Source organism: Tepiditoga spiralis (assembly GCF_014701195.1).
In the GTDB taxonomy this organism is placed as follows: Bacteria; Thermotogota; Thermotogae; order Petrotogales; family Petrotogaceae; genus Tepiditoga; species Tepiditoga spiralis.
The window spans coordinates 1,781,619-1,806,772 of sequence record NZ_AP018712.1; the positions used below are offsets into that span (position 1 = coordinate 1,781,619).

23 protein-coding genes, 1 pseudogene and 1 riboswitch are annotated in these 25,154 nt (G+C 25.0%); of the genes and pseudogenes, 10 read left to right on the top strand and 14 right to left on the bottom strand.

The window, feature by feature from the left end; translation table 11 throughout:
* The first annotated feature begins 14 nt into the window (after positions 1-14).
* The 4 genes from IGS63_RS08345 to IGS63_RS08360 are packed head-to-tail and all read left to right on the top strand — an operon-like array spanning position 15 to position 6,247.
* Complete coding sequence (locus IGS63_RS08345; RefSeq protein WP_190614073.1) at positions 15-356, top strand: hypothetical protein; 342 nt, start codon at positions 15-17, stop codon at positions 354-356.
* 1 nt (position 357) lies between these two features.
* Positions 358-1,368, top strand: a complete 1,011-nt coding sequence (locus IGS63_RS08350) for an ABC transporter ATP-binding protein (protein ID WP_232521186.1) — start codon at positions 358-360, stop codon at positions 1,366-1,368.
* On the top strand, positions 1,361-2,359 hold the full coding sequence (locus IGS63_RS08355) for an ABC transporter ATP-binding protein (RefSeq protein WP_190614076.1): 999 nt from the start codon (positions 1,361-1,363) through the stop codon (positions 2,357-2,359). Before IGS63_RS08350 ends, IGS63_RS08355 begins: the two co-directional genes overlap by 8 nt.
* Positions 2,360-2,377: 18 nt before the next feature.
* The gene (locus IGS63_RS08360) at positions 2,378-6,247 is read left to right on the top strand and encodes an endo-beta-N-acetylglucosaminidase (protein WP_190614077.1); all 3,870 of its coding nucleotides are present in this window, start codon (positions 2,378-2,380) and stop codon (positions 6,245-6,247) included.
* Positions 6,248-6,317: 70 nt separating this feature from the next.
* On the opposite strand, the gene IGS63_RS08365 is transcribed toward IGS63_RS08360, so the two are convergent.
* The 8 genes from IGS63_RS08365 to IGS63_RS08400 form a co-directional block, all read right to left on the bottom strand.
* Positions 6,318-6,731 (bottom strand): hypothetical protein, encoded by a 414-nt coding sequence (locus tag IGS63_RS08365; RefSeq protein ID WP_190614079.1) that lies wholly within the window; start codon positions 6,729-6,731, stop codon positions 6,318-6,320.
* A 19-nt stretch (positions 6,732-6,750) separates the two neighbouring features.
* Positions 6,751-7,503, bottom strand: coding sequence for an NADH-quinone oxidoreductase subunit B family protein (locus IGS63_RS08370; RefSeq protein WP_198423043.1), 753 nt, complete (start codon positions 7,501-7,503; stop codon positions 6,751-6,753).
* A 16-nt stretch (positions 7,504-7,519) separates the two neighbouring features.
* On the bottom strand, positions 7,520-9,028 hold the full coding sequence (locus tag IGS63_RS08375; protein WP_190614083.1) for a hydrogenase large subunit: 1,509 nt from the start codon (positions 9,026-9,028) through the stop codon (positions 7,520-7,522).
* Complete coding sequence (locus tag IGS63_RS08380) at positions 9,025-10,440, bottom strand: proton-conducting transporter transmembrane domain-containing protein (RefSeq protein WP_190614085.1); 1,416 nt, start codon at positions 10,438-10,440, stop codon at positions 9,025-9,027. The genes IGS63_RS08375 and IGS63_RS08380 overlap by 4 nt, the downstream gene beginning before the upstream one ends.
* Before the next feature lie 3 nt (positions 10,441-10,443).
* Complete coding sequence (locus tag IGS63_RS08385) at positions 10,444-11,076, bottom strand: hydrogenase (RefSeq protein WP_190614087.1); 633 nt, start codon at positions 11,074-11,076, stop codon at positions 10,444-10,446.
* Positions 11,073-11,987, bottom strand: coding sequence for a respiratory chain complex I subunit 1 family protein (locus IGS63_RS08390; RefSeq protein ID WP_190614089.1), 915 nt, complete (start codon positions 11,985-11,987; stop codon positions 11,073-11,075). Before IGS63_RS08390 ends, IGS63_RS08385 begins: the two co-directional genes overlap by 4 nt.
* Complete coding sequence (locus tag IGS63_RS08395; protein ID WP_190614090.1) at positions 11,984-13,945, bottom strand: proton-conducting transporter transmembrane domain-containing protein; 1,962 nt, start codon at positions 13,943-13,945, stop codon at positions 11,984-11,986. Before IGS63_RS08395 ends, IGS63_RS08390 begins: the two co-directional genes overlap by 4 nt.
* Positions 13,946-14,220: 275 nt before the next feature.
* Positions 14,221-16,578, bottom strand: a complete 2,358-nt coding sequence (locus tag IGS63_RS08400; protein WP_190614092.1) for an ATP-binding protein — start codon at positions 16,576-16,578, stop codon at positions 14,221-14,223.
* A 93-nt stretch (positions 16,579-16,671) separates the two neighbouring features.
* Here IGS63_RS08400 and IGS63_RS08405 point away from each other — a divergent pair, with 93 nt between their 5' ends.
* Positions 16,672-17,364 carry a YjjG family noncanonical pyrimidine nucleotidase gene (locus IGS63_RS08405; protein ID WP_190614094.1) on the top strand — a complete coding sequence of 231 codons (693 nt, stop codon included), beginning with the start codon at positions 16,672-16,674 and terminating at the stop codon, positions 17,362-17,364.
* Here the strand turns inward: IGS63_RS08405 and ribH are convergent.
* Genes ribH through ribD form a run of 4 tightly spaced genes read right to left on the bottom strand, consistent with a single transcriptional unit; the run spans position 17,351 to position 20,580 of the window.
* The gene (ribH, locus tag IGS63_RS08410; protein WP_420856913.1) at positions 17,351-17,824 is read right to left on the bottom strand and encodes a 6,7-dimethyl-8-ribityllumazine synthase; all 474 of its coding nucleotides are present in this window, start codon (positions 17,822-17,824) and stop codon (positions 17,351-17,353) included. The genes IGS63_RS08405 and ribH overlap by 14 nt on opposite strands.
* A gap of 3 nt (positions 17,825-17,827) precedes the next feature.
* A complete protein-coding gene (locus IGS63_RS08415) occupies positions 17,828-19,012 on the bottom strand; it encodes a bifunctional 3,4-dihydroxy-2-butanone-4-phosphate synthase/GTP cyclohydrolase II (RefSeq protein ID WP_232521188.1) in 1,185 nt (394 codons plus the stop codon).
* On the bottom strand, positions 18,996-19,559 hold the full coding sequence (locus tag IGS63_RS08420; protein WP_190614097.1) for a riboflavin synthase: 564 nt from the start codon (positions 19,557-19,559) through the stop codon (positions 18,996-18,998). Before IGS63_RS08420 ends, IGS63_RS08415 begins: the two co-directional genes overlap by 17 nt.
* Complete coding sequence (gene ribD / locus IGS63_RS08425; protein ID WP_190614099.1) at positions 19,540-20,580, bottom strand: bifunctional diaminohydroxyphosphoribosylaminopyrimidine deaminase/5-amino-6-(5-phosphoribosylamino)uracil reductase RibD; 1,041 nt, start codon at positions 20,578-20,580, stop codon at positions 19,540-19,542. The genes IGS63_RS08420 and ribD overlap by 20 nt, the downstream gene beginning before the upstream one ends.
* Positions 20,581-20,666: 86 nt before the next feature.
* Positions 20,667-20,783, bottom strand: a riboswitch (FMN riboswitch).
* Between the two features lie 49 nt (positions 20,784-20,832).
* Here ribD and crcB point away from each other — a divergent pair.
* Genes crcB through IGS63_RS08440 form a run of 3 tightly spaced genes read left to right on the top strand, consistent with a single transcriptional unit; the run spans position 20,833 to position 21,859 of the window.
* A complete protein-coding gene (gene crcB, locus IGS63_RS08430) occupies positions 20,833-21,204 on the top strand; it encodes a fluoride efflux transporter CrcB (protein WP_190614101.1) in 372 nt (123 codons plus the stop codon).
* A gap of 2 nt (positions 21,205-21,206) precedes the next feature.
* Positions 21,207-21,521, top strand: a complete 315-nt coding sequence (locus IGS63_RS08435; RefSeq protein WP_190614102.1) for a DUF190 domain-containing protein — start codon at positions 21,207-21,209, stop codon at positions 21,519-21,521.
* Between the two features lie 26 nt (positions 21,522-21,547).
* Positions 21,548-21,859 carry a hypothetical protein gene (locus tag IGS63_RS08440; RefSeq protein WP_190614104.1) on the top strand — a complete coding sequence of 104 codons (312 nt, stop codon included), beginning with the start codon at positions 21,548-21,550 and terminating at the stop codon, positions 21,857-21,859.
* Between the two features lie 125 nt (positions 21,860-21,984).
* On the opposite strand, the gene IGS63_RS08445 is transcribed toward IGS63_RS08440, so the two are convergent.
* Positions 21,985-22,806, bottom strand: coding sequence for a diguanylate cyclase domain-containing protein (locus tag IGS63_RS08445; RefSeq protein WP_190614106.1), 822 nt, complete (start codon positions 22,804-22,806; stop codon positions 21,985-21,987).
* A gap of 200 nt (positions 22,807-23,006) precedes the next feature.
* Here IGS63_RS08445 and IGS63_RS08450 point away from each other — a divergent pair, with 200 nt between their 5' ends.
* On the top strand, positions 23,007-23,279 hold the full coding sequence (locus tag IGS63_RS08450) for a hypothetical protein (RefSeq protein WP_190614108.1): 273 nt from the start codon (positions 23,007-23,009) through the stop codon (positions 23,277-23,279).
* A gap of 253 nt (positions 23,280-23,532) precedes the next feature.
* Here IGS63_RS08450 and IGS63_RS08455 read toward each other — a convergent pair.
* Positions 23,533-24,782, bottom strand: a pseudogene (locus tag IGS63_RS08455) (IS256 family transposase).
* Positions 24,783-25,019: 237 nt separating this feature from the next.
* Between IGS63_RS08455 and IGS63_RS11785 the strand changes: the two are divergent.
* Entirely contained in the window at positions 25,020-25,145 is a 126-nt protein-coding gene (locus IGS63_RS11785) for a hypothetical protein (protein ID WP_269777923.1), read from the top strand.
* The last annotated feature ends 9 nt before the right edge of the window (positions 25,146-25,154 follow it).

A 25,154-nucleotide genomic window follows, 5' to 3' on the forward strand; every position in this document is an offset into this window, starting at 1 on the left:
GGAAAGGATTAATTATGGTATTTTTTTATTTAATGTTTTTAATTTTAATAATGATATTCGTATTTATAAGTAAAGTTTTCTTTGAGCTTTCAATAAATAAATTTATAGTAGAAAAACACAAACATTTAGAATACATATTAGAAACTAAAAATCCACCAAATATATGGTTAAAAAACACTAAAAATGTACAAAAAAAATGTTTAAAAAAACTTACTAATTTGATAAAGTATTTACAAAGTTCAAAATTAGTTGATAGTGAAGAAAGTAGAAAAAAAATGCTTTTAAAATTAAATAAGATACAAAAAAATTGGATGAAAAAAGAATATTTTAAACAAATTAATATAAAGGATGATTAATTTGAATAACAAACTTCTTGAAGTTAAAAATTTAAAAACATACTTTGAAACAGATCAAGGAACAGTAAAGGCTGTAGATGGCATAAATTTTTTTATTGAAAAGCAAAAAACAGTTGGAATAGTAGGAGAAAGTGGAAGCGGAAAAACTGTTACTGCACAATCAATAATACAAATTATGCCTTGGCCTGGAAAAATAATTGATGGTGAAGTTCTTTTTTATAAAAACGAAAAAGAAATTATTGATTTAGCAAAATTAGATCCAAAGGGAAAAATTATAAGAGAAATAAGAGGAAAAGAAATAGGTTATATTTTTCAGGAACCAATGACTGCTTTGAGTCCAATTCATACTGTTGGTAGTCAAATAATAGAAGCAATTAGAATACATAATAGTATGTTAACAAAAAAAGAAGCAAGAAAAAAAGCCATTACATTATTAAAAAATGTTGGAATACCCAGTCCTGAAAAAAAAATAAATGATTATACTTTTCAATTGAGTGGAGGAATGAGACAAAGAGTAATGATAGCAATGGCACTATCATGTAATCCAAAATTATTAATTGCAGATGAACCAACAACAGCAATAGATGTGACTCTTCAAGCTCAAATTATAAAACTATTAAAAGACTTACAAAAAAAATACGAAATGTCTATTTTAATTATCACACATGATCTTGCAGTTATTGCAGAAATGGCAGATGAAGTTATAGTAATGTATCTTGGAAAAATAGTAGAAAGTGGAACAGTATTTGATATTTTTGATAATCCAAAACATCCATATACAAAAGCATTATTAAAGTCCATACCAAATAAAACATCTAAAAAATACTTAGATACGATAAAAGGAATGGTACCAGATGCATTTTCAATTCCTAATGGATGTGAATTTGAACCAAGATGTGAATTTTCCATAAAGGGAAAATGCAACAAGTATAAACCTCCTATTATTGAAATAAAAAAGGGACAGTTTGTAAGATGTTTTTTATATGAAAAGGCATGTGAAGAAAATGAATAAAGAAAATATTCTTGAAGTAAAAAATTTAAAAACATACTTTCCAATTCGAGGTGGAATATTCAATAGAGTAATCAACCATGTAAAAGCTGTAAATGGTGTGAACTTTGAACTATTAAAAAATGAAACTCTTGGAATAGTAGGAGAAAGTGGATGTGGAAAAAGTACCTTAATAAAAACTATTATGAGAGGAGTACATGCGAGCGAAGGAAAAATTTTATTTAATAATGGAAATAATAAAATTGATATATTGGAATTAAACAAAAAAGAATTAAAATCAATACGAAAAAATATACAGATGATTTTTCAAGATCCATTTTCTTCATTGAGCCCAAGAATGACCGTTAGAAATATCATTGTAGAACCTCTAAAAATAAATAAAAATATAAAAGACAATAAAAAATTAGATGAAATTGCAATAAATCTTTTAAAAGATGTTGGATTGAATCCAAAATATTTACAAAGATATCCACATGCATTCAGTGGAGGACAAAGACAAAGAATAGGTGTTGCAAGAGCTTTATCATTAAAACCTAAACTTTTACTAGCAGATGAGCCAACATCAGCACTTGATGTTTCAGTACAATCACAACTCTTAAACCTTTTAACAAAATTAAAAGAAAAATATGAACTCTCAATGATATTTATTTCGCATGATTTAAGTGTTGTAGAACATATAAGTGATAGAATGGCTGTTATGTATGTTGGAAATATAGTTGAAATAGGAGATGTGAAAGAAATATTTAACAAACCAACTCATCCTTATACAAGAGCGTTACTTTCAGCTGTACCAATAGCAAATCCACACAAAAGAAATCATAAAGAATTACTTGAAGGAGAAGTGGCAGATCCTGCGAACCTTCCATCTGGATGTCCTTTTCATCCAAGATGTAAATATAAAAAAGATATATGTATACATCAAAAACCAGATCTTAAACCATTAAAAAGTAATGAAAACAAAAAAGTAGCATGTCATTTTGCAAATGAACTATAAAAAAAGGGGGGAACATCTTTGAAAAATTATATTAGAAAAACAGTGATTGTTGTATTTTTGTTATTAGTTAGTATTAGTATTTTTTCGCAACAACCATATTCATCTTATTGGTTTCCAGAAACATTATTAAACTGGTCTCCAGAAAATGATGCAGATTCTGATTTTAACAGAGGTATAATTCCATTAAGTGAAAGACAAGTTGGAGAAATTGTAAATAAAAATGCTAAAGGTGAAGCAAAATTAACAGTGTTGAGTATAATGCACCCAACAACTTCAAAGAATCCATCTGAGGGTTCAAATAAATTTAATATTTATACATTCAATTATTGGCAATATGTTGACAAATTAGTTATGTGGGGAGGATCCGCATCGGAAGGAATAATTGTTGCACCAAGTGCTGATGTAATTAATGCTGCACATAAAAATGGTGTAAAAGTTTTAGGAACCATATTTTTTCCTCCAAAAAAATATGGTGGACAATTAAAGTGGTACAAAGATTTTATAAAAAAAGATGGAGTTCTTTTATTTGAAAAATTTCTAATGGCAGATAAATTAATTCAAGTAGCCGATTATTACGGATTTGATGGCTGGTTTATAAATCAAGAAACAGATGGAGTTTCGCAAGAAGACGCAAATACTATGAAAGAATTTATACAGTATTTTGAAAATCATAAAAAACCTAATATGGAAATAATGTGGTATGATGCTATGACTGAAAATGGAAAAATTGATTGGCAAAACGCCTTAAATGAAAAAAATGATGGATTTTTAAAAGTATCAGATAGTATATTTTTAAACTTCTGGTGGAAAGATATGGATTCAACAAGAAGTTATGCAAAAAAAATAGGAGTAGATCCCTACACTATTTTTGCAGGAATTGATACACAAGCAAATGGATACAATACAACGGTTCATTGGGATGGAATATTTCCAAAAGAAGAAACGCCAAAAGTATCCCTTGGAATTTATTGTCCAAATTGGACCTATTCAAGTTCAAAAAATCAAGAAGAATTTTATAAAAAAGCAAGTCGATATTGGATAGGTGAAAATAACGATCCAAGCAATACAGAAAGTAAGTCTAATTGGAAAGGATTAGCAAATTATTTTCCTGCAAAAACACCAATAGTTAAATTACCTTTTGTTACAAACTTTAATACAGGAAATGGACATTCATTTTCAGTTGATGGAAAATTACTGAGTACAAAAGATTGGAATAATAGAAGCTTACAAGATATTTTACCAACTTGGAGATGGATAATTAATGGAAACCCTTTAAAAATTGATTTTGATTGGACTGATGCTTATTATGGAGGTAGTTCATTAAAAATAAGTGGAAATTTAAAAGATGAAACAACAATAAAATTATATAAAACAAACTTAAAAGTAAATAAAAATACACAACTTACAATCATTAATAAAGCAAATACACTTGGTGTTGCAGAAATAGGAATAAAGTTAAAAGATAAAACAGAACCTATTTATTTTGTATTAAACGAAAATAAAAGTTCTTGGAATAAGAAGGTTATTTCATTATCAAATTATGAATCAAAAATAATTACAGAAATATTGTTAAAATTTAAAACAAATAATGAAATAAAAAATTATGAATTTAATTTAGGTAGAATAGCAATAACAAACAATGAAAAAAATTTAATAGAAACTCCAAATAATCTCAAAATCACAAAAATTGATTTTATTAATGGAATTTATGCAAATATCAGATTAAAATGGAAAAATAATCAAAAAAATTTGTTGTATCAAATATATAGAGAAAAAATAAATGGAGAAAGAGAATATCTTGGCAGTACATATAATAATGTATTCTTTGTTTCAAACTTAAATAGATTATCAGCATCTGAAAACAAAACTAATTTAATAGTAATCCCAGTAAATAAACTTTATGAAAGAGGAAAAGAATCAATCGTATCATTTGACTGGGTAGCATATCCAAAACCAAAAGCAGATTTTTATGTTGATAAAACTTTTATAGCTCCAGGAGATACTATTCAATTTCAAAACAAATCAAAAGTATATGATGAAGTAAAATGGTTCTTTTCAGGAGGAAAACCACTTATTACTAAAGAAGAAAATCCAAAAGTAACTTATGCTAAAGAAGGAGAATACAGAGTAACTATAATTGCAAAAAATGCTGTTGGAAAAGACACTCTTGTAAAAGAAAAATATATTACAGTATCTAAAAATGCAAAAAAAGAAATGGAAGTTGTATCATTAACTGCAGAGGCAACAGCAAATGGAAATGTACCAACAGAAACGCCTAAAATGGCTCTTGATGGAAAGAAAAAAACAAAATGGTGTGCAATTGGAAAAGAACCTCATGAATTATATGTTACTCTTGAAAAAGAACAAAAAATAGGAAAGTTCATAGTTAAACATGCTGAATTTGGTGGTGAATCACCTGATTATAATACAAAAGATTTTTATATATCAATAAGTAAGGATGGTAAAACATGGAAAAAAGTTGTAGATATAAAAGGAAATAAAGATGCAATTACTGAACATTTAATAGAGCCAACAAGAACAAAATATATAAAATTAACAGTAACAAAAGCAACACAAGGAGGAGACACCGCTGCTAGAATTTATGAATTTCAAGTTTTGGCAGAAAAAAATGCATTTGAAAATTATGCATTAAATAAAAAAGCAATAGCAAGTGGAAACGTACCAGCAGAATATCCAGCGCTTTGTTTTGATGATAAAGTAAAAAATAACAGTAAATGGTGTGCTATCGGAAAAGAACCTCACTGGATTATGGTAGATCTTGGACAAATAGAAATAATAGATAAATTCATAATAAAACATGCTGAAGAAGGCGGAGAAAACCCCGAATGGAACACAAAAGATTTTTATATAGAAGTTAGTAATGATAAAAAAACATGGAAAAAAATTATTGACATAAAAGGAAATAAAAAAGGCGTAACTGAATACTTAATAAAACCTATTAAAGCAAGATATGCAAAATTAACAGTAACAAAAGCAACACAAGGAGGAGACACTGCTGCTAGGATTTATGAATTTCAAGTTTTAGGATACAAAACACACAAATTAAATAAGGCAGCTGGTAAAGAAGCAATAGCAAGTGGTTGTGTATCAACTGAAACTCCAAATTTAGCAGTTGATAGAGATAATAAAACAAAATGGTGCGCAGTAGGAAAAGAACCTCACTGGATATTGATAGATCTTAAAGATATAATAGCAATAAATAAATTCATAATAAAACACGCACAAGCTGGTGGAGAAAGTGCAGAATATAATACAAAAGATTTTTATATAGAAGTTAGTAATGATAAAAAAACATGGAAAAAAGTTGTAGATATAAAAGGGAATAAAAAGGGTATAACAGAAAATATAATAAAACCAGTTGAAGCAAGATATGTAAAATTAACAGTAACAAAAGCAACACAAGGAGGAGATACTGCTACTAGAATTTATGAACTTGAAGTACAAGGAAAAGTAGTAAAAAAATATGTAGAAGAACCAAAAATATTATTTAAAGCAAGTGGAAGTAATCCTGGTGAAACACCTGATTTAATAATGGACAATGAAATAAGAACAAAATGGTGCGCAGTAGGAAAAGAACCTCACTGGATATTAATAGAGTTTAAAAAACCCAGAACAATAAAAGAATTTACAATAAAACATGCACAAGCTGGTGGAGAAGATGCAAAATACAATACAAAAGATTATTATATAGAAGTTAGTATCGACGGTAAAACATGGAAAAAAGTTGTAGATGTAAAAAATAATACAAAAGCAATTACAAAAGATGCAATAAAACCAGTTGAAGCGAAATACGTAAAACTAACAGTAACAAAAGCAACACAAGGAGAAGATACTGCCGTTAGAATTTATGAACTTGAAATAAACTAATTTAAAAAGTGAAGTTAGCTTAGCTAACTTCACTTTTTTATGTTAGTTATCTTATAATTTAATATTATTCTTAAATAAAATTTTTATTATTTTTTATAATTATTTTATTAAAAAAATAATATATAAAACTATTGATTATACTTATAATTAAAATTACTAAAAATAAAATTAAATTAAAATAAATATTAATTTTTTCTCTAAATAATAGGTTAGGAAAAATGCTAAGTATAAACCATGTTATTGAACCAAACAAACTCCAATACATTGTATTTTTTAAAAACAGATTTTTTTCCTTGTTTATGAGTTTAGGTATTAAAAAATTACTATATATTTCTAAAATTGCAGATTGTATGTATAGTATAAAAACTACAATAAGAAATCCTTTTGGTGGGGGTTTATCTGCTCCAAGCAACATTATTATTATCCATATAACAAAAAAAATTATTGAATTTATTTTAGAAATCTTTTTTACTTTATTTTTCATTTTTTTACCCCCTATTTTTTTATTTTATACCAAAAAAATCTAATATAGCACTTAAAAGAGTCAATGGATGTGGTGGACATCCAGGAACAAATAAATCTACTTTTAAAATATTTTCTACTCCATTAATTTGTTCAATATTATTTCTGAATGGTCCTCCTGAAAGAGCACAACTTCCAGATGCTATTATTATTTTAGGATCAGGAATATCTTTATATGCTTTTTTTAATGCATATTCCATATTTTTTGTTACTGGACCAGTTATTAGCAAACCATCTGCATGTCTTGGAGAAGCAACAAATTGTATACCAAATCTTGACAAATCATAAAATGGTGTATTTAAAACATTAATATCAGCTTCGCAAGCATTACAACCACCAGCTGAAACAACTCTCAATTGTAACGAACGTCCAAACATCTTTTTAAATGATTTATTTGTAGAAACTTTTAAATTTTCAACCTCTCCATTTAAAATTAATTTTTCTGATTTTGTTGATGCCATTTCAAAATTTCTTGTAAAAGTAACAAACTTTCCATTTGATACTTTTTCACACAATCCACAAAAAGTACATTTTCTAAGATCAATTGTTTTATTTTCTATATTTATCGCATCTTGCGGACAAACATCAGCACATTTTTCTACAATTTCTATTGAACAATTTGTATTTATTTTTGGAAGTCCTCTATAATTTTTAGGAAGTTCTATTTCTTTTTTAGGATATTTTGATGTTCTATTTTTTTGTTCAATTCTATTTTTTATTATATCAAAAAACATTTTCATTACCTCTCTTTTATAGGTCAAAGCCAGAATAAGATAAATTAAAGCTTTTATTACATAATGGAAAATCATAAATTCCTTCATTTCTTACTGCAATTTCAAGACCTTTCCAATTATTAAATGATGGATCTTTTATTTTATACCTAATAATTTTCCCATCTTTATTTGTTATTATACAATGAGATAATTCTCCTCTCCAACCTTCCTGCAAGGTTAAAATCAAAGTTTCTTTTGGTAATTTAAAATTTTGTATTACAACTTTTGAATCTATACTTTTAATTTTTTTCAATAAATTTTGTACTATTTTTAATGATTCTTTTGTTTCTTTATATCTTATCATCGCTCTAGCCATAGCATCACCAGAAGTTTCAATAATTTCTTCAAGCTTTATTTTCTTCCAACTTTCATTTGGAAAAAATCTTCTTACATCATAATTTATACCAGATGCTCTTCCAACTATACCAACCATATTTATTTTTTCTGCAATATTTTTTTCTACAATTCCAGTATCTTCTAATCTACTCAATACCCCAGCTTGAGAAAAAAACATATCTCCAACATTAATTATTTCCTTTTCTAATTGTTTTATTTTTTTTATAAAATTATTTTTTTGTTGTTCACTTATCATATTTTCAGTTCCTGGCCTAATTAATCCTCTTCCAAACCTATTTCCAGATATTTCTAATAGTATATTCAAAAATTCTCCTCTAATTCTTCCATAATAAGAAGAAACAGTTAAAAAGGCTATATCTCCACTTAAAGCTCCCAAATCACCTATATGATTTGCAATTCTTTCTAATTCTAAAGAGATTAGTCTTAATAATTTTTCATTTTCATTAATTTTTATATTCATCATTTCTTCAATAGCTTCTGAATATGAAATACTGTGAACAATCGTTGAATCTCCACTTATACTTTCTATAATAGTTGGTATTTTTTTTAATTTAACATTCTCTAATTGTTTTTCTATGCCTCTATGTTGGTATCCATGTTGAATCTCTAAATTATATACTTTTTCTCCAACACAATTAAATCTAAAGTGTCCCGGTTCTATTACACCAGCATGGATTGGACCAACAGCAACTTGATGAACTTCTTCACCTTCCATTTTATAAAAAGGATAATTTCCAGGTATTACTTTTTCATAATCATTATTAAATAAATCCTTTTTCCCAACATAATTTTTATGGTATCTTAAAGATTTAAACCATGGGTGACCTATTGGTTTTATTGAAAATTGTTCTGCTATTTCTCTTTCATATTCATTAAATTGTTCATATTTTTTTGTTAGTGATTCATATTCATTTGGTGCTTCACAAAGTCCTATCCAAAGCATTTCTGTTCTTAAAATAATGATTAACATTACTTTGTTATTCATTTCAAAAGCAAAATATTGAATTACTTTTGCATTTTTTGCCATTAATATCTCTATTTCATTATAAAAATCATCAAAAGTACTTAATGGCACTTCAGATAAATTTATTTTTTTAGTATTTTCTATATTTATAAAATTTTTATTCATAATGCACCGCCAAAAACTTCAACTGCCTTATTAATCAGTTCTAACAATTGATTAAATTGAAAAAAAGTAATAATAAATGATGTACTAAGCAAAATATATTGAGGATAAACTCTCCAATTATTTTCTTTTATTTTAGGTTCATATTCAGTTTTATCATAATACATCTTTAACATATACTTTATAAAACCTGCAACAATTAATATAAGACTAAAAACAAACAATGAAACAGCCACATATTTTCCTTTTTTTATTGAGCCCACAATTATCAAAAACTCACTAAAAAACAATCCAAAAGGTGGAAATCCCAGAATGGCAACCGTTCCTAAAAACATAGCAATGAATGTTTTAGGTAAAAATTTTACCATATTTCCAATTTTTTCTATGAGTTTTGTTTCATAGCTAATTAAAACATTTCCAGCAGATAAAAACAAAGAAGATTTTATTAATGCATGATGTATTAAATGAAAAATAGCTCCATAAGCAGCTATTCCACCTATTCCTGCTCCAAAGGCTATAATCCCCATATTTTCAACACTTGAATATGCTAACATTCTTTTATAATCAACTTGTTTTAATATAAATACTGCAGCTATTAACATAGATAATAATCCAAGAATAATTAAAGACATTTCAGCAAAAGTTCCTGCCTCAGTTACTTTTAAAACTTTTGTTATTTTAAAAATGCCTAAAAATGCTGTATTTAATAATGCACCTGAAAGAAGTGCAGAAGCTGGACTTGCTGCTTCACTGTGTGCATCTGGAAGCCAGGTGTGCATTGGTGCTAATCCCATCTTTGTTCCATATCCTATTAAAATAAAAACAAATCCCGCTTTTAACCATTCCATTTTTAAAAGAGATGGATTTTTATATAATTCAGTAAAGCTCAATGCAATTTTTAAATTTGCTTCATCTCTTGCAATTGCAATTAAAAATGTTCCAAGTAAAGCTAATGCTATACCAACAGAACATATTATTACATACTTCCATGCTGCTTCTATTGAAGTTTTTGACTTATGAATAAATATAAGCGGTGCACTTGTTATTGTTGTTGCTTCCACAGATATCCAAAATAATATTAAATTATCTGATATTGCAACTGAACTCATCGAAGCTAAGAAGAGTATCATAAATGCATTAAATATTTTTTCGTTTTCATATTTTACTTCTTTTAAATAAAAAACAGTGTAAAAAGATATTATCAAAAATAAAAACGAAGTAATTAATAGTACTATCATTCCATCAGAAGATAAAAAAACATATTTATTAAACATTGGTTTTAGGAAACCACCCCAACTTAACATTGTCAATGTAAAATGTATTATTCCAGTAATAGGTAATAAAATTTTTGATTCTTTTACAAAAAAGATCAATATTCCAATTATAAAAGGTACAATCACTATTAATTCTATCATCATTTACTCCTTTAAATTTTTTAATTTTATGGTATTTATAGTTTCAAATTTTATATTTATCTGTTGTAAAATAACTACCATAATCATAACTCCAACTAAAATATCCAATAAAATACCAAATTCAACTATATAACTACTTTTATTAATTAACATACTTCCAATTAAATATATTCCATTTTCAAGCATTAAGTATCCTATAACCTGTGTAATAGTCTTTCTTCTTGCAATAAGCAAGAACATACCTGATAAAATAGTAGCTATTGCAGTAACTCCCAAAAGATTATTTGAAATTGGAAATGATATTTTATTTTGAATAACAAATGAAAAAACAATGATCAATACTGATATAAAAATAGAAGCATGATAACCAACAATAGGTTCTAATTCTTTTTTCATTATAACTTTATCCAACACTTTTATTAACATTGTTGGAATTATAATTCCTTTTACTAAAAAGGGGATAAAAGCAAAAACTATAGTTGTAATAGTAATTTTTTCTTCTATAAATATTGGTACTAAAGATACTAAACTTCCTTGTAAAAATATTGTATAAATTAAAATTCTCAATCTACTTGAATTCAAACTAAAAATCAAAGAAAATAATATTATCATTAATAAAAGATTTAATATACTCATTTTAAAAACCCCTTAACTAATATATTGGCTAAAATTGATAAAGAAAAAGATGTTAAAATAAATTTTGGAACCTTTTCAAATTTAAATCTTGGTATTAAAGATTCAATTACGCCAATGAATACATAAATTAAAAATATTATTCCATAAAAAATTATTGTATCTAAATAAAAGTTATTAAATGAAAAGAACATTAATAATTTTGCAATGAATGCAGCATAAAACATCAATTTTAAATTAGCACCAAAATGTATAAAACCAAGATCTGGTCCACTATGATCAAGAACCATAACTTCATGAATCATTGTGAGCTCTAAATGAGTTTTTGGATCATCAACTGGAACTCTTGAATTTTCTGTTAATAAAATCATAAATAAAGAAATTATTATTAAAATCAAAGAAAGTCCATAATCACTCCAAATGTTTTTATTAAAATTGAGTATATTCATAAATGAACTGTATCCATTCATATTAACTAAAGAAATTATAGACATAAATAAAGTTAATTCAGCTAAAGCAGAATAATATCCTTCTCTGCTTCCTCCCATTCCTTCAAATGAAGAACCAGTATCCATTGCAGATATTATAGTAAAAAATCTACTCAATCCCATCAAATAAATTATAAAGACAATATCTCCATTAAATGAAAGTATTGAATTAAATCCTGCAATTGGAAAGAACATCAAAGCTATTAATGCAACAGTAAAGGATATAATTGGTCCAATTTTAAATATAAAAGTTGTTGTACTACTATATACAGAACCTTTATTAAAAAGAAGTTTTTTTAATGTATAGTAATTTATAAAAATTGAAGGTCCTTTTTTTCCTGAAAAAAATGCTTTAGTTTTTAAAATTATTCCTGAAAATAAAGGAGATAAAAATATTGTTAAAATAAATAAAATTATTGACTTCATTTAATAACCCCCATTATCAAAAACAATGTTAATGCTATAAAAATATATGCTATGTATCCATGAACATCACCATGTTGTATCCATCTTAATTTATTAGATATAAATAAAATTGGATTGACAATATACTTTTTTATTAAATATTCTGAAACATCTATTGTCTTTGATTCATACATAGTTCCTTTAGGAAAGATTCCTTTTATTTCATCTATACTTTCTTCTACTTTTATAAAAGGTTTATAAAAATTTAGTATTTCATGAGCATAAGAACTTCCAGTATATTGCATTTTAGATGTAGGATAACCATATCCACAATCCCAAGTAGTGCTATTTTTAATTTTTTTATTTTTATAAAAATACTTTCTTATTAAATAAATAATCAATAAAGAAATGATAAAAAGTGTACTTGAAAAAGTTATATTAGAAGCTATTTTTAAATCAATATTAACTTTTTGAGTTAATTTAAAACTATTAACTATATTAAAAACATTATTTATAAAAACTGAAGGAAAAATTCCTATAAAAATACAAAAAATTGTAAGTATTATCATTGGAATTAAAATAAAATAATTACTTTCTTTTGCATTTTTTGCTTTATTCGTTTTTGGAGTTCCTAAAAATACCACTCCAATTACTTTTGTAAAACACATTATTGCAAGTCCTCCTATCATTACAAGAGATAATATCACAATCAATGAAAAAACATATGGAAAGTTTGATAAATTCATTCCATTAAATACTCCAAAATATATTAAAAATTCACTTACAAATCCATTAAATGGTGGTAATCCTGCTATTGCCAGTGAGCCAATTAAAAATGTAATTGAAGTTACTTTCATTTTTTTTAAAAAACCACCCATTTCTTCAATTGATTCAATTCCTGTTTGATGTAAAATAGATCCAGCACCTAAAAATAATAAAGATTTAAATATTGAATGATTTAATATATGTAATAAACCCCCACTAAAACCAAGTAATGTAATAATAGGATTTTTTATTGTAACACCCAACATTCCAACACCAATACCCATTGTAATAATTCCAATATTTTCTACACTATGATATGCTAACAATTTTTTTAAATTATGTTGTCCTAATGCATAAACAACCCCCAAAATACCAGAAATTACTCCAATTGATATTACAATATAAGGTATCAAAGTTATGCTTGTATTTAATAACAAATACATTTTTAGTATTCCATATATACCTATTTTAATCATTACTCCAGACATAATTGCAGATACATGACTTGGAGCTATAGGATGTGCATGAGGTAACCAAATATGTATAGGTATAAGTCCTGCTTTAGAACCAAATCCGATTAAAGAAAGTATAAATGCTATTAATTTTATATTTTCAGGTAAACTTGAAATTCCATCGAATGAAAATGAATTTGTATAAGCATAAATTAAACCAAATGAAGCAAATATGAACATTCCTCCAATGTGCGTAAATATAAAATACATATGACCAGCTCTTCTTACTTTTTCTTTATTATATTCAAAAATAACAAGAAAAAAAGAAGACAAAGACATTATTTCCCAATTGAACGCAAAAGTAATCAAATTATTTGACAAAACGACTGTCATCATTGAAATAACTAACAATGAATAAAAAAAATAGTTAATTGCAATATTTTTAGATTTTTTTTCATTATTTAAATATGAAAAACTATATATTATTGATAAAAAACCTATTAAACTTATTATAGAAATAAAAAATAAAGATAATTCATTTATTTGAAATTCAATAGGAAAATAAGGTAATTTTAAATATGAAAAATTTATATTTCCATTGAATTTTACAAGCAAAAAAATTGATTCAATTAAACTTATTATAGTGCCAAAAGATATCAAACCTATTGAAAAAAATTTCATTACATTAAATTTTTTAGTTAAAAATAATGGTAAAGTACCACCTATTAATATTAAAAAAATTGACATAAAAAAAATGTCCATTTATTTTCCTCCCTTATCATTTATTAAAAAAAAATAAAATTTACTTTTAAAATTTTTTTCTCATTCTTTTTTTTATTTTCCATATAATTTTTTTAGATAAAGAAAGTTTTTTCATTTCGTTTTTCTCCTTTAAATAATATTAACTAACGTCTGTATTTTAAGTCTTAAATAAAAAAAAGTCAACACTTTTATATTAATTTTCTTTTAATTTTAGGATTTAATAAAAAAATGGTAGAATCCCATTAGATCCTACCATTTTTTTATTAAGTTACAAATTATATATTTTTAGGAATATTTATAATGAATTTAACTCCTTTACCAATTTCACTTTCACACTTTATACTTCCTTTCATTTTTTGAGTCACTAAGTTATATATAAGATTTAATCCTAATCCAGAACCACCCTTTCCCATTTTAGTAGTAAAAAATGGTTCAAATATTTTATCAATTATTTCTTTTTCAATTCCACTTCCATTATCAATATAAATTAATTCTATATTATTTTCTATTTCTTCAAAGCTTATACTTATTTTTCCATTTTTTTTGTTCTCAAAACCATGAATTATACTGTTCATTATTAAATTATTTATTATTTGATACCAATCTCCTGGATATCCTTTTAATTCTATATTTTTACCCTTAATTAAGACTTCTATATTTTTTTGTTTTAACTTTTTATTCAAAATTAAAATAGTATTATTTATATAATCTTTTAAATTAAAGTTTGTTTTTATATCATTAGAAGTTTCAACAGATACTTTTTTAAATTTTTGTATTAATTCGGATGCACGTCTTAAGTTAAACATTGTAATATCTGATATTTCTAAAGTATCTTTTATATAATTTTCAAATGTCGATTTTTTTAATTCATTATTTAAAAAATCTTTTTCTAAAGATTTTGTTTTATCTTTGAGATGAGATACTGTAGTTACACTTATTCCAAGAGGTGTATTTATTTCGTGAGCTACACCAGCAACTATTTTTCCAAGTGATGCCATTTTTTCTGTTTCAACAAGTTGCTTTTGGGTTTTTTGATATTTTTCAAGAAGATTATTTAATGATTTTGTTCTTTCTAAAACTTTAAATTCTAATTCATCGTTTAATTTTTTTAATTCAGCATTTTGTGTTTCAATTTTTTTAAAACTTTCTTTTATCTCATCTTTCATTTTATTAAAAGAACTTCCAAGCTTTCCAAATTCATCTTTTGACTTTATATCTAATTTAAAGTCATAATTACCTTTACTTATACTTTGAGTTGCATCCACTAAATATTCTAAATTTTTAGTTGATTTTGATAAAACATAATATAGAATTATTCCAATAATAAAAACTAAAATTACAATAATCGTTGTTTGATATTTTAAAATATTTTGAGTAGAAGAATTTATTGTGTTTTGTGAATTAACTAAAGTTTGGTATAATGACTCTTCAGGTAAGAAAAATCCAAGAGTCCAACTTTCTTTGTAAAAACCTTTGTTTTTATTCCATGTATTGAATGAATTCAAATTTTTCATAACAAGAATATACTTTTTATTATTTATTACTATATTTTTAAATACAGTTTTTGCTGAAGAACTTGTAAGGCTTAAATTCTTTATACTCTCATATTTACTGTCTTTAAAATATCTTTTCATTGGATTATATCCTACACCTTTTTTTCCATATATTGTAGATTCTTTTTCACCTTTTAAACCCAATGTTTTTATTCCCATATCATTTATGGCAAAAACATTTCCATTAGACTGTGAAATAAAACCAAACCCATTTTTTACTACTTTAAACTCTTTAATATAATCAATTATTTGTTGTATGGTAACATCAACACTTAAAGATCCTTCAAATTTTTTTCTTGCTTTATCCCAAATTGGATAGTTTAAGGTCATTATTATTTTTCCTGTTCCTCCATCTTGTGTTGGTCCTTTAATAATTGAAAAATCTTTTAAAGGTAGATTTGAATTATTTTTTCTTTTTTCTTCAAACTGTTCAACAAGTCCTGGATTAAATGCTTCCCAATTTGGCACGTCTGTATGAGCAGGATAAACTTTATCCATTGCATTTCCAACATCATTCCATGGATATATTCTCATAAAAGATCCATTTTTTCTTCCTGAAAAATATATCCAAAGAAGATTTGAACTATTATTATAAATAGCTGGTAATACTAAATTTAAAATAGAAGTATCATGTATCTGTTGTAAAACATCATCTCTTATACTGTTATCTTTATTTAAACAGTATCTTTGAACAAGGACAACTGTATTTTGAGTTGAATCATTTTGATACCATCTTCCATTGAACTTTAACTTATCTTTAGAGTAATCATTCTTAATCATAGTTTTTGTTATTTCTTTAAAATCTTCATTATTGTCAAAGTATTCTTGTAAAATACTTCCTGCAATTGCTTGATTTTCAAAGATATTTTTTATTTTGCTTTCAATTAAGTTTGAAGCGCTATTTAAGTAATTAGTATAATATTCTTTATAAATATTTTGCATACCAATCTTTAATTCTTTTTCTGAATTATCAGCTAATTTTTTTATTCCATAAAATGATATAAAAAGCTCTATTATTAATGCTAAAAAAAGTAAAGTTATTGATATAAATATTATTTTATTTTTAAAACTCTTAGTCATACCATCACCTCCCATATTTATATTATATCACTTATTTTATGTAACATTCTTATGGTAAAATATATTTTAATACTAATTTAATGAGGTGAAACTATGTTTAAAAATATAAAAATGATTTACTTTGATCTTGATCATACACTTTGGGATTTTGAAAAAAATTCAAGAGTTTGTCTTGGTATTTTATATGATAAATATCTTTTGAAATCAAATATTGACAAAAATTATTTCATTGATGTTTATGAAAAAAATAATGATATACTGTGGGAAATGTATAGAAAAAGAGAAATAGAAGTTTCAAAATTAAAATTGAAAAGATTTGAAAATACTTTAGATGAATTAAATTATCCCTATGAAAATAATTTAATAAAAAAATTAAATGAAAATTATATTAATTTACTTGCTGAACAAGACAAAACCTTTGATGGAACACATGAAGTTTTAAAGTATTTAAAATCAAAGTACGAAATTGGAATAATAACAAATGGTTTTAAAGAAATACAATTTAAAAAACTAAAAAGTGCAAATCTTGATAATTTTTTTAAAATTATAATTACTTCTGATTCTATTGGAATTCCAAAACCTGATAAAAAAATTTTTGATTATGCTGCAAAGCTTTCTGGATTTAATCACAATGAAATTTTATATATAGGAGATGACCTACAAACTGATGTTATTTCCTCTAAAAAAGCAGGCTTTGAATCAATTTGGTTTAATTATAAAAAGAAAAACACATCCGAAGATGTGTTTCAAATTCATTCTTTATTAGAATTACTCAATCTTTTATAATTTTATTTAAATTCATCATTTCAACAAGTGCCATTGCTGCATCAAATCCTTTGTTTCCTGACTTTATACCAGCTCTATTCAATGCTTGTTCAACCGTATCAGCTGTAATTACACCAAAAGTTATGGGAATATCCGAAGTTAAGTTTATTTGCGATATTCCCTTTGATATTTCATTTGAAACAACTTCAAAGTGATATGTTTCTCCTCTTATAACTGCTGAAAGTGCAATTAATCCATTATATTTTTTTGTTTTTACAAGTTGTTTTACTAAAAAAGGAACTTCAAAACTTCCAGGAACATAATAAACGTCTATATTTTTTTCATTTAATCCATGTCTGATTAAACAATCTTTTGCGCCTTCTAAAAGTTCTGTGGTAATGTTTGAATTAAATCTCGAAATTACAATTCCAACTTTTTCATTAGATAACTTATAATTACCTTCAAATATATTCAATTTCATCCCTCACTTTAAAAATTCATTTAATTTATGATTGAATCTTTCCATTTTCGTTTTTAAATAAAATTTGTTTTCAACTGTTAGCTTTCCAAAAAGTTTTTCCATTTTTTTAACATTTATTCCATACTTCATTAATTGATTTTTTTTATCTTCATTATTAGATAAAAGAATAATATCATTTATATTCATTGCTTTTAACATTTGAGCAGCAATTGCATAATCTCTTCCATCTGGTGGAAGCCCTATTATTTCATTTGCATCATAAGTATCCACTCCATCATCTTGAAGTGCATAGGCTTTTATTTTGTTTGTTATTCCTATATTTCTTCCTTCTTGACGCAAATAAATCAAAATACCTCTTTGTTTTATTTCATTCATTGCATTATAAAGTTGTGAACCACAATCACATTTTTTTGATTTTAAAACATCTCCTGTAACACATTCCGAATGTACTCTAACTTTTACAGGATCTCCATCAAAGATATCTCCAGAATATATCAAAAAATGTTCTTTATTATCTAACAAATTTTTAAATCCTACTATCTTAAATACTCCAAGTTCAGTTGGTAATTTTGCTTCTGAAACTTTAAATACAAATTGTTTTCTTTTCATACTTTCAATATAAATATCTTCTATATCTATTATTGGTATATCATATTCTTTTGAAAGTTGATTTATATATTCAAAGTTATGTGAATCTCCATTTTCATCTAAAATTTCTATTATTGTTGAAAATCTTTTGTATCCTATAAATTCAACTAATTCTAATGATGCCTCTGTATGTCCTTTTCTATTATTTATGCCAATTCCACCTAAAAGTTGAACATGTCCTGGATAAGAAAATAAATTAATATTATTATTTTGTGCCAGCATTTCTATTGTTTTTGCTCTTTCAAAAGAAGAAATACCTGTATTACTCAACTTATAGTCTATTGGAATAAAATAATTTGTATTGTGTTTATCTAAATTGTTTGAAGGAAGTTTAAAAAAACCTCTTTCAATTAAGAGCTTTTCATCTGCAACTGTACACAAAAGGCCTTTACCTTTTGATATCATAAAATTAATTACTTCTGAATTTATTATTTCAGATGGAAAAATTAAATCTCCTTCTACTTCTCTACTCTTATCCAAAATAATTATTGGTTTATTATTTTCAAAATTCTTCTTTATACTATTAATATCCATACTCATTCTTTCCTCCCTTTATATATCTTGCAAACACATCTATTTCATAATTTACTTTTTCATTTTTTAATAAGTACTTTAAATTTGTATTTTCTATTGTATGTGGTATTATTTGAACAAAAAATGTATCTAAAGATTTTTTTGCAACAGTTAAACTAATGCCATTTAAAGTTATTGACCCTTTTTCTACAATTGCCCAATTTTCTTTTACATTTGAAAATTGAAACAAATATGATCCTCTCTGTAATTGTTTATCTATAAATTTTACAGTACCATCAACGTGTCCCAAAACAAAATGTCCGCCAAGTCTACTTCCTACTTTTAAAGCACGCTCAATGTTTACTTTTTTTGATACTTTTAAGTTTGTTCTATTTAATGTTTCTTCTCCAATACCAAAAATTAAATAATTGTTCTCTATCTTTTCTACAGTTAAGCAAACTCCGTTTAATGCTATGCTTTCTCCTAATACAATATCACTATAAGGATTTTTTATATACACATTTCTTCCTTTAATAAACATTTCTTCTACATATTCAACTATTCCAGTAAACATTTTCCAACTCCCATAAAATGTTATTATCAATATTTTTTATACTCAACGTTTTTAAGTTTTTTTCATTTTTTAAATTTTCAAATGGTGATATTCCTCTTCCAAAAATTTTTGAACTATAAAATAAAGAAATTCTATCTGCATATTCTATAAATTCTGAAGCAACTTTTGAACCGCCTTCAACCAAAACAGAATCAATATGTCTATTATAAAGTTCCTTTAATATATCTTTTATATTCAACTTATCAGTATAAATAATTTCTGTATTTTTAAAGTTCCATTTTTCATTTGAAGACGTAAATATTATATTTTCACCTTCATTGTAAATATTCAAATTTTTGTTTGCTGTAAGTCCATGTTTATCTAAAATTATTTTTAAAGGATTTCTAATTTTTTTAGTTAATCTAACATTCAAACTTGGATTATCTTTTAATATAGTTCCAGCTCCAACAAGTATTGAAGAATAAAAATTTCTCATTTCATGAACTATTTTTCTTGAGCTTTCATTTGAAATCCATTTTGAATTTCCATCTTTATTTGCTATAAATCCATCTAAAGTGAGAGCTAATTTCAAATGAACATAAGGCCTTTTTTGTACTATATAAGTCAAAAACACTCTATTAATTCCCTTTATTTTTTCTTTCATTAAACCAACTTCAACATAAATTCCAGCATCTTTTAATTTTTTAATACCTTTTCCACCAACTAATGGATTTGGATCTTTTAATCCTACATAAACTTTTTTTATACCCTCTTTTATTATTCTATCTGCACAAGGTGGTGTTTTTCCATAATGAGAACACGGTTCAAGTGTTACATACATTTCTGAATTTTTTATTGAATAACCTTTTTCCTTTGCATTGTCTATTGCAACTACTTCTGCATGTCTACCTCCAAAAAATTCATGATATCCAGTTGATAAAATTTTATTATTTTTAACTATTACTGCTCCTACCAATGGATTTGGATTAACTTTTCCAATACCCTTTAAAGACTCATTTATAGCTAAATCCATATAATTCATATTTCACCTCTTAAAAATATAATAAAAAAGCCTGAAGAATTTTCTTCAGGCTTTTTTATTATATTTTTTATCATGATATAATTAAATATAGTCTTCTCTCATCCGGACTTTAACCGTCGGTATCGGAATTTCACCGATTCAACCTAAAAGGCTCGCGGACTATCACCGCCGGTAGGGAATTTCACCCTGCCCTGAAGAACTCAAAAAAAGTATATCACAAAAATTTTAAATTTCAAAATGGAGGTTTTATTCTTGAATTTATTGTATATAGGAACAGGTGGATTTATTGGAGCAATACTCAGATATTCTATTTCTAAGTTTATTAATCAAAAATTTCCATTTTCATCTATTCCCTATGGAACTCTTTTAGTAAATATCATTGGTGCTTTTATATTAGCTTATTTAATGTCATTGTCTATTCATAAAATAGAATTTTCAAAAGAATTTATTTTATTTTTTGGAACGGGTATGCTTGGAGCTTTTACAACTTTTTCAACATTCATGTATGAATCAATTTCAATGATAGAAAATAATAATCTATTATTTTCTGCTATTTATGTTAGCGTTAGTATAATTGCTGGAATATTTTCTTCATACTTTGGATACATTTTAGGGAGGTCTTAATTATGAAATTATTAAAAATTTATCTGGGTGAAAAAGATAATCATGGTCATAAAAGAATGTATGAAAAAATAATGGAGTTAGCTTATAATGAAGGATTAAAGGGAATAACTGTTTATAAAGGAATTGCTGGATTTGGAGAAAAACATCATATTCACAAATCAGATTTTTTTACTTTAAGTGAAGATTTACCTATTATTATTGAAATAATAGATAAAAAAGAAAAAATCATTAATTTTCAAAAAATAATAGCTAATTTAAAATTTGATGGTATAATGTTTACTCAACCAATTGAAAATTATGAAGAATATAAAAAATAATTTTTAATTAAAAGGTGGTTTAAATTATGCACAATAATAAAAAAATTAATCTACTATGCAACAAAATAATAAAATTTATAGAAAAGTGTATAAATAAATATGAATTTTATATATTAAATGAAAAAACTTATCAAACCACTTTAAAAATTGCTTTAAAAAATTTAAATTTATCTCAAAAACAATTAAAAATGGTTTCTATGATAACTAAATGTAAAATTGAAGATTATATTTTTCAAAATTATTCAACTACAATACAACAAAACTATGTTCTTGTATATAAAAATTTAACTAAAAGAGTATTAAAAATAAAAAAAATATATTATATTAAAGATTATTAATTTCTAATAAAAAAAATAGAGAGTTTAACTCTCTATTTTTTTAAAATTTAACTTTAGGAATTAAGCTCAATACAATTTTTACTTTTAAAAAATTATTAAATTTTTTATTAATAAGCATAATATTATTAAATAATATTAAATTGATTTCTTCCATTATTTTTTGCTTCAATCATAGCTTTTCTTACTTTTTCAATAACAAAAGTATCATTTGAAAACTTTGTAATTCCTACACTTACAGTTACATTTAATGTTGTTCCTTCAAAATTAATAGGTTCTTTCATCGAATTGATTATTTCATTGGATATTATTTTTATAAGCTCTTCATCTTTTCCCTTTAATATTAACGCAAATTCATCAGCATCTATTCTTATAACTTCTTCTTTAATATTATTATTTTCTAAAACTTTATTAATTCTTACTGGTACCTCTATAAGAACTATATCTCCCATTTTTCTACCATAATTTTTATTTATTAAAGAAAAATTATCTATATCAAAATCAAATATAAATCCATTTGAAAATAAATTTATTTTTTCTTTTATCTTTTCTTCATTCATATTTACACCTCCATAAATTAAGTTTATTTTTTGAAAAACATTATATTCATCAACATTTTTAGTACTTTCTCGATATTTTTTTGGTGAAATTCCAAATAATTTTTTAAAACTCCTCGAATAAGACTCATAAGTTTCATATTGATACTTTAAAGCAATTTCTAAAATACTTTGTTTTGTTTCTATTAAATCTTTTTTAGATAATGAAAGACGTCTCTTTCTAATATAATCTTTTAAAGTGGTTCCAATTATTTTTGAAAATAATTTATAAAATAAAGAAACTGACATAAAAGCTTCTTCTGCTACTTTATCAATTTTTATATCTTCATATAAATTTTCTTCAATATAATTTAATGATTTCTGTATTCTGTCTAATATATTGATTGCAATCACCTCCGAGCTCAATACAATTATATAATTTTTAAAAATAAAAAGCATGATATTTTTTCTACAATTATAACAATTAATTTATGATATAATTAACTATATTATGAAAGAGGTGATGAAAATGATTAATATTTATCATATAAAATTTTTAGGAAATGTACAGGGAATTTACACGAGTGGATAAAAAAATCAAGGAGGTTTAAAACGTGTATTCCCAGAATATTAAAAAAAATTATGTATTTTCATTTTTTATGAACTTTAATGTAACAAGTGCAATTTGGATGATATATCTTGCTTCAATTGGATTTAATCAATTTCATATAGGTTTATTTATGTCAATAGCTTCTATTTTTAGTGCACTTTGTGCAGCATATACGCATAAAATAGAAAAAATAATTAGTGAAAAATTATTATTAAAATATATACCATTAATAATGTCATTAACTGTATGGGGAATTGCTCTTTCAAAGGTAGCATAAAAAATTTTGTGTAAACGGCTCTTCTTGGAAGGTAAAAATAAATAAAATTAGTTATTATTTTTAAAGTATTTCCATAAGAATTATCGACTATAAAGAAATATGCTTTAAGAGTAAATTTTAGAAGTTTTTAGTATAATTTTTTGTAATAAATAGCCTTTTGCAACTTTTTATTGCAAGGTATAGCATTATAATATTTAATATTCATTTTTGTGTGTTATAGGTATTTTTTGTTATGTTACAAAGTATATTTATGTTAGGAATTATAGATATATTTTGTAATTCTTTCATTAAAAAAGATGGATAATTCGTTTAGGACATTGCTCCAATTTCTATAACGAGCTGTCCATCTTTTTGTTGCATTTATTGTTGCTAAATAAAGCATTTTCAATAATGCATCGTCATTTGGAAATGATGTTTTATTTTTTGTTGCTTTTCTATATTGTCTATTTAATGATTCTATTACATTTGTTGTGTACATTATTTTTCTTACATCATCGCCATAATCAAAATAAGGGGATATTGTTTCCCAATGTTTTTCCCAACTTTCTAATGCTAATTTGTATTTTGTCCATTTGTTTTCTTTCAAATCTTGTAAGTTTGAATAAGCAATATCTTTATTTGGTGCTTTATATACTTTTTTTAAATCATTAACAAGTTCTTTTCTATCTTTGTAACTAACATATTTTAATGTATTTCTTATTTGATGTATTATACATCTTTGTACTATAGTATCTGGGAAAGCAGTTTTTATTGCTTGTGGGAAACCTGTTAATCCATCTACAGAAGCTATTAATATATCTTTTATTCCTCTATTTTTTAAATCATTTAATACTCTTAACCAAAATTTTGATGATTCTATTTCACCTATATATATACCAAGTACTTCTTTAAATCCATCTATATTTACACCAAGTACAACATATGCAGTCTTTTTTATTATTTCACCATCATCTTTTACTTTAAACACTATTCCATCCATAAACATAAAAGTATATATTTCTTCTAAAGGTCTGCTTTGCCATTCTCTGATTTCAGGTAATATTTTATTAGTTATTTTACTTATCATTTCCGCTGATAATTCTACACCATATATGTCCTCTACGTTCTTTACTATATCTTTTGTGCTTAATCCTAAACCGTACATACCTATTATTCTACCTTCAATATCTGAGATATCTTTTTTATACTTTGGTACTATGGCTCATATTCACCTTTTCTATCTCTAGGTATTTTTAATTCCATTTCTCCAACACTTGTTCTTACTCTTTTTGAACTGTACCCATTTCTAGAATTATCTGTTTTCTTGTTTTCTTTATCATATTTCCCATAACCTAATTCATCTTCTAATTCTGCTTCTAACATCCCTTGTATTAACGGTCCCACTAATTCTTTTATCTTTTCATATACATCTTTTATTGTGTTTACCTCTGGATCCCTTGCTATTAATCTTGCTAATTTTTCAATGTTGCTTTCTTCTTTTTCTTCTTTTTTTCTTCTTGCCATTTTAAAAACCTCCTTCCTGGTTTTATTTTACCATCCCAAGAAGAAGGTTTTTCATTTTTTTATTTACACAAAATTTTTTATGGTCTCCTTTCAAAATATTCATTCATATATTTTACAATAATTAGTGGTCTTGAAGGCATTCTTTATGTAGTATATAGCTCATCTATAAACAAATTAATCCCATCTAATAAAAGAGCTACAATACTATCTTTTGCAAGCATGGTGTTTAGCTTATACATGATAGTAATTTTCCCATTATTTGGAAAAATAGCTGATATTTATTCGTTAAAAATAGCTTTTTTATTTTTAGCAATATTTATTTCAGCATTAGAAATAATAATTATAACTAAATACTCAAATTGAATTATTAAA

Bases quoted from the DNA above. Each gene is read 5' to 3' on its own strand.
- IGS63_RS08345 (WP_190614073.1), top strand. From the start codon at position 15: ATGGTATTTTTTTATTTAATGTTTTTAATTTTAATAATGATATTCGTA.
- IGS63_RS08355 (WP_190614076.1), top strand. From the start codon at position 1,361: ATGAATAAAGAAAATATTCTTGAAGTAAAAAATTTAAAAACATACTTT.
- IGS63_RS08365 (WP_190614079.1), bottom strand. From the start codon at position 6,731: ATGAAAAATAAAGTAAAAAAGATTTCTAAAATAAATTCAATAATTTTT.
- IGS63_RS08370 (WP_198423043.1), bottom strand. From the start codon at position 7,503: ATGTTTTTTGATATAATAAAAAATAGAATTGAACAAAAAAATAGAACA.
- IGS63_RS08375 (WP_190614083.1), bottom strand. From the start codon at position 9,028: ATGAATAAAAATTTTATAAATATAGAAAATACTAAAAAAATAAATTTA.
- IGS63_RS08380 (WP_190614085.1), bottom strand. From the start codon at position 10,440: ATGATAGAATTAATAGTGATTGTACCTTTTATAATTGGAATATTGATC.
- IGS63_RS08385 (WP_190614087.1), bottom strand. From the start codon at position 11,076: ATGAGTATATTAAATCTTTTATTAATGATAATATTATTTTCTTTGATT.
- IGS63_RS08390 (WP_190614089.1), bottom strand. From the start codon at position 11,987: ATGAAGTCAATAATTTTATTTATTTTAACAATATTTTTATCTCCTTTA.
- IGS63_RS08395 (WP_190614090.1), bottom strand. From the start codon at position 13,945: ATGGACATTTTTTTTATGTCAATTTTTTTAATATTAATAGGTGGTACT.
- IGS63_RS08400 (WP_190614092.1), bottom strand. From the start codon at position 16,578: ATGACTAAGAGTTTTAAAAATAAAATAATATTTATATCAATAACTTTA.
- IGS63_RS08405 (WP_190614094.1), top strand. From the start codon at position 16,672: ATGTTTAAAAATATAAAAATGATTTACTTTGATCTTGATCATACACTT.
- ribH (WP_420856913.1), bottom strand. From the start codon at position 17,824: ATGAAATTGAATATATTTGAAGGTAATTATAAGTTATCTAATGAAAAA.
- IGS63_RS08415 (WP_232521188.1), bottom strand. From the start codon at position 19,012: ATGAGTATGGATATTAATAGTATAAAGAAGAATTTTGAAAATAATAAA.
- IGS63_RS08420 (WP_190614097.1), bottom strand. From the start codon at position 19,559: ATGTTTACTGGAATAGTTGAATATGTAGAAGAAATGTTTATTAAAGGA.
- ribD (WP_190614099.1), bottom strand. From the start codon at position 20,580: ATGAATTATATGGATTTAGCTATAAATGAGTCTTTAAAGGGTATTGGA.
- IGS63_RS08435 (WP_190614102.1), top strand. From the start codon at position 21,207: ATGAAATTATTAAAAATTTATCTGGGTGAAAAAGATAATCATGGTCAT.
- IGS63_RS08440 (WP_190614104.1), top strand. From the start codon at position 21,548: ATGCACAATAATAAAAAAATTAATCTACTATGCAACAAAATAATAAAA.
- IGS63_RS11785 (WP_269777923.1), top strand. From the start codon at position 25,020: ATGATAGTAATTTTCCCATTATTTGGAAAAATAGCTGATATTTATTCG.